The sequence below is a fragment of the Oribacterium sp. genome, from assembly GCF_057249185.1.
Genome location: NZ_DBHIGR010000175.1, coordinates 1 through 4,453 on the forward strand (window position 1 = coordinate 1; position 4,453 = coordinate 4,453).

At 43.8% G+C, this 4,453-nt stretch carries 5 protein-coding genes; all 5 read left to right on the forward strand.

Going from position 1 to position 4,453, the window contains the following annotated elements; all coding sequences use genetic code 11:
* Positions 1–166 precede the first annotated feature (166 nt).
* The gene (locus ACO4PX_RS08795) at positions 167–931 is read left to right on the forward strand and encodes a 16S rRNA (uracil(1498)-N(3))-methyltransferase (protein WP_485544158.1); all 765 of its coding nucleotides are present in this window, start codon (positions 167–169) and stop codon (positions 929–931) included.
* Between the two features lie 18 nt (positions 932–949).
* Positions 950–2,107 carry a cysteine desulfurase family protein gene (locus tag ACO4PX_RS08800; RefSeq protein WP_485572315.1) on the forward strand — a complete coding sequence of 386 codons (1,158 nt, stop codon included), beginning with the start codon at positions 950–952 and terminating at the stop codon, positions 2,105–2,107.
* Between the two features lie 254 nt (positions 2,108–2,361).
* Positions 2,362–3,438, forward strand: a complete 1,077-nt coding sequence (prmA, locus tag ACO4PX_RS08805; protein WP_485572316.1) for a 50S ribosomal protein L11 methyltransferase — start codon at positions 2,362–2,364, stop codon at positions 3,436–3,438.
* Between the two features lie 124 nt (positions 3,439–3,562).
* Positions 3,563–4,249, forward strand: a complete 687-nt coding sequence (locus ACO4PX_RS08810) for a response regulator transcription factor (protein ID WP_485572317.1) — start codon at positions 3,563–3,565, stop codon at positions 4,247–4,249.
* Positions 4,246–4,453, forward strand: a 208-nt coding sequence (locus ACO4PX_RS08815) for a hypothetical protein (protein WP_485572318.1), incomplete at its 3' end; no start/stop codon positions are given. The genes ACO4PX_RS08810 and ACO4PX_RS08815, both read left to right, overlap by 4 nt.

The window sequence follows — 4,453 nt, forward strand, 5'->3', positions numbered from 1 at the left end:
TACGTACAGTGCTGTGAGAGGACGGCGGTTAGTCGCCGCCTCCTACTCGATTCTTTTCTTACTTTTCGATGCTTTTTTTCCTTCCTAAGCGAGGGATTGTATTCTTTTCCCGAAAGCTGTAAGATAAAGGAGTTTTTAAGATTATTTCCGAGAAAAGGAAGAGCTAATGCATCATTTTTTTGTGTCGAAAGAAGAGATAGGGGAAGAGAAAATCCTTTTAAGAGGAGAGAACTTTCACCATCTACATAAGGTTTTGCGCGGGCAAATTGGGGAGAAAATCCTGATTTCCGATGGAGAAGGGGTGGATTATCAATGTGAAATTCAGTCCTTTTCGGAGGATGAGGCAAGTCTTTCCATTTGCTTTCGAGAAGAGCCCCATGAGCTGCCTGCAAAACTTATCCTGCTTCAAGCCCTTCCCAAGGGGGATAAGATGGAATGGATTATTCAAAAGGCGGTGGAGCTGGGGATTTCCGCCCTGATTCCTTTGGAAAGTAAGAACACGGTGATGAAGCTGAAGGAAAAAAAGGAAGAGAAGAAAATCAGTCGATGGCAAAGCATTATGGATTCTGCGGCAAAGCAGAGTAAGCGTTCTATTCTTCCAAAAATGGAAAACGGAATGGGCTGGAAGGAAGCATTTTCCTATGTGAAGGATTGTGATTTTAAGCTTTTGCCCTATGAAAATGAAAGAGGCGTAATTCCCACAAGAGAAATCCTCGCTAAGATGGAAGCAGCTGTGAAAGGGAAGAAGAACTGCTCCATTGCCCTTTGTATCGGGCCGGAGGGAGGCTTTACCAAGGAAGAGGTGGAGCAAGCCATGAGAGAGGGATTCCTCCCTATCAGTCTGGGAAAACGCATTTTACGGACAGAAACTGCAGCCATTACGGCATTAAGCCTGATTATGATGCAGCTGGAATATGCAACAACGGAGTAAGACCGGAAGGAGAAGAAGATGAGAAGTATCTATTTGGATAATGCAGCCAGTACCAAGGTATATCCTGAGGTGGCGGATTTGATGACCACCACCATGTTGGCAGACTATGCAAACCCGTCGGCAAAGCACAAGATGGGCGTGGAAGCGGAAGCCTATTATCGTGAGGCCAGAGAGACCATTGCAAACACTTTAAAGTGCAAGGAAAAAGAGATTATTTTCACTTCCGGAGGAACGGAGTCCAACAACACCGCCTTTATGGGAACCTGCTTTGGTATGGAGAGACAGGGAAAGCACATCATTACCTCCGCCATTGAACATCCGGCGGTTTATAAACCCTTGGAGTTTTTGGAGCAGCACGGTTTTTCCTTAACCGTCCTTCCGGTGGATGAAAAGGGACATATTTCTCTTACGGATTTGGAAAATGCCATTCGGGAAGATACCATTATGGTTTCCATTATGACGGTAAACAACGAGATGGGAGCGGTTCAGGACATTTCCGCCATCGGACAATGCATTAAGGCAAAGAATCCTAAAACCCTTTTCCATACGGATGCCATTCAGGCCTATGGAAAAATGGAACTTCGTCCCAAGAGAGATATGGTAGACCTGCTTTCTGTCAGCGGACACAAGCTTCATGGCCCAAAGGGGATTGGCTTCTTGTATGTGGATGAAAAGGTAAAACTCTTCCCGCTTATGCTGGGAGGAGGACATCAAAACGGTCTTCGTTCCGGTACCCTGAATATCCCCGGTATTGCAGGACTTGGCCTTGCGGCAAAGCTTAGCTACAGCCATTTTAAAGAAAAGCAGGAAATGCTCTATCATTTGAAGGATTTCTTTATTGATGAATTGGAAAAAATAGAGGGCGTGACCGTACATTCGGAAAAAGGAGAAGCATCCGCACCCCACATCGTTTCCGCAGCCTTTCAGGGCGTAAAGGCGGAGGTTCTGCTTCATGCCTTGGAGGAAAGAGGAATCTATGTCAGCAGCGGCTCGGCCTGCTCCTCTAACCATCCCGGAATCTCCGGCACCTTGAAAGCCATCGGGCTAAGCCATGGTGATTTGGATTCCACCCTGCGATTTTCCTTCTCCCAGTATACGGAGAAGAGAGATTTGGAGGAATGCATTTCTGTTTTAAAAGAGGAACTGCCGGTTCTAAGGAAATTTTTTAAGGCATAAAAGAAAGGGGCTACAAAAATCTGAAACATTCGTCATGCAGCATAGGTCTAAACTCGGGGCACGCTCCCGCTAACTTCGCCTTCGTAGCAGTACTAACTTCAAGCTTCGCTTTGCTCGCTTTCAGTAAGTACTGACGGGCTCAGATTACCCCTATTTTAGACCTATACTGCATATCAGTTTGAATATACCGGATTTTTTGTAGCCCCTGTTTTTTACTATTAAAAAGAGGGAAAGAAAGAAGGAAAGGGGTTGCTATGGTTTGGCGTAAGTATAGCATTGATACCACTGTTGAGGCGGAGGAGATTCTGGCCGCATTTCTTATGGAAGAATTGGGGATTGAGGGGGTAGAGTTTTCCGACCAGCGGGGGATTACCGAGGAAGAGGCGAAAACGATGTTTGTAGACCTTTATCCCGAGGGAGATGACAGCATAGAGGACGCCACCCTTTCCTTTTATGTGGAAGTGCTTACCCAAAAAGATAAGGAAAGTCGAAAGGAAGAGGTGGAAAAGGCCTTCTCTGACCCCCTGGTGGATCATTCCTATACCTTGAATTCTTCTAACATTTTCACGGAGGAAGAGTGCGATGAAATTCTCAGAGCATTGAGAAAAGAGCTGGAAAATATGTCTTCCTACTGCAATATCGGTAAGGGAACCATTACCCAATCCGAAACGGAGGATAAGGACTGGATGAATGCTTGGCATGACTTCTTCCATTCCTTTGCTGTGGGAGACTTTTTCATCTGCCCAAGCTGGGAGGAAATCCCGAAGGAAGCAGAGGGGAAAATCCTGCTATCGGTAGACCCGGGCACCACCTTCGGAACGGGACAGCATGAAACCACCAAGCTCTGCCTTCAGGCTTTAGGAAAATACGGAAAGGGAAAGGAAAGGGTTCTGGATTTGGGAACCGGCTCCGGAATTCTGGGCATTGCTGCGCTAAAGATGGGGGCAAAGGAAGTATTCGCCACGGATTTAGACCCTCTATGTGAGGGAGCAGTGGAAGAAAATCTTTTGAAAAATACCCTTTCTAAGGATCAGATGACACTTTTTATCGGAAATATTCTGGGACAGGAAAAGGAAGAGCTGGCCTTTCGGAAAAGCTGTGAAGAAAAGCCCTTTTCCCTGGTTTTAGCCAATATTTTAGCTCCGGTTATCATTGCCTTAGCACCGGAAGTACCGAAGTTTTTGGAAGAAGGAGGAATCTTTATTGCCTCCGGAATTTTGGAAGAAAAGGCGGAGGAAGTTAGAAAGACTCTGAAAGCAGTGAAGGAATGGGAAATTCTGGAAGAGCTGCAGGAAGGGGAGTGGCACGCCTTTGTCTGCAAGAAAAAGTAAGTAAAGTTTTATCCTAAGAAAGAGTCAGTAAAGTTTTATTCAAACAAAGTAAAGAATATACAAATCTACCATCTATTTATTAACGCATACAGGAAGAAGCAGAAAGTGAGGTAGAGCTGTTTTTATGATTTATGATTGTCTAATAATTGATGATGAGAAAAGTTTGCTGGATGCTACAAGTGAATATTTGAACTTATTTGGCATAAGTACTGTTACGGCTGAGTCTCAGGAGCAATGTTTTGAAGTTCTTTCCAAGGATAGGGTAAAGTTGATTTTACTGGATATTAACTTAGGTGATGAATCCGGGTTTGAGCTTTGTAAGAAAATCCGTCAAATGACGGATGTACCTATTATTTTTATCAGTGCACGTAGCAGTACGGATGACATGATTTTAGCCTTACATATCGGAGGGGATGATTACATACAAAAACCTTATGCCCTCAGTTATTTGCTTGCCAAAATACAGGTTTTCTTGAAACGATATTATCCGGAAGATAAATTAGACGGCGTGAGCGTGGGAAGATGTGAGGCGGATTTTAAAAAAGAAGAATTATATAGTGCCGGGGAAAGAATAAAGCTGAAAGGAATGGAAAAAAAGTTACTTTTCTATCTCCTGAAAAATCAAGGCAGAACCATATCGAAAGAGGAATTATTCCAAAATGTATGGCAGGATAGTATCACCGGAGATAATACACTAAATGTCCACATTCGCAGATTAAGAGAAAAAATAGAGATAGATCCTAACGAACCGCAAGTTTTAAGGACGGTTTGGGGGATAGGGTACATGTTGACATTAGGAGAAGGACAATGAAAAAAGGGTATCTCTATTTTCTACTAATCTTGATCCTTTCCTGGCTTACCCTAGTATTGTTGGTTTTACCGATAATGAAGAAGCCTAACGATTTTGCTGAGGTAAATTATATCAGAAAGTCAGTGGAAAAAAACTGGGGGCACTGGGAAGACAGTGTTTTTCGAGATAGGAAAAGCAATCTTTCATTCTATGTTATTAATGAGC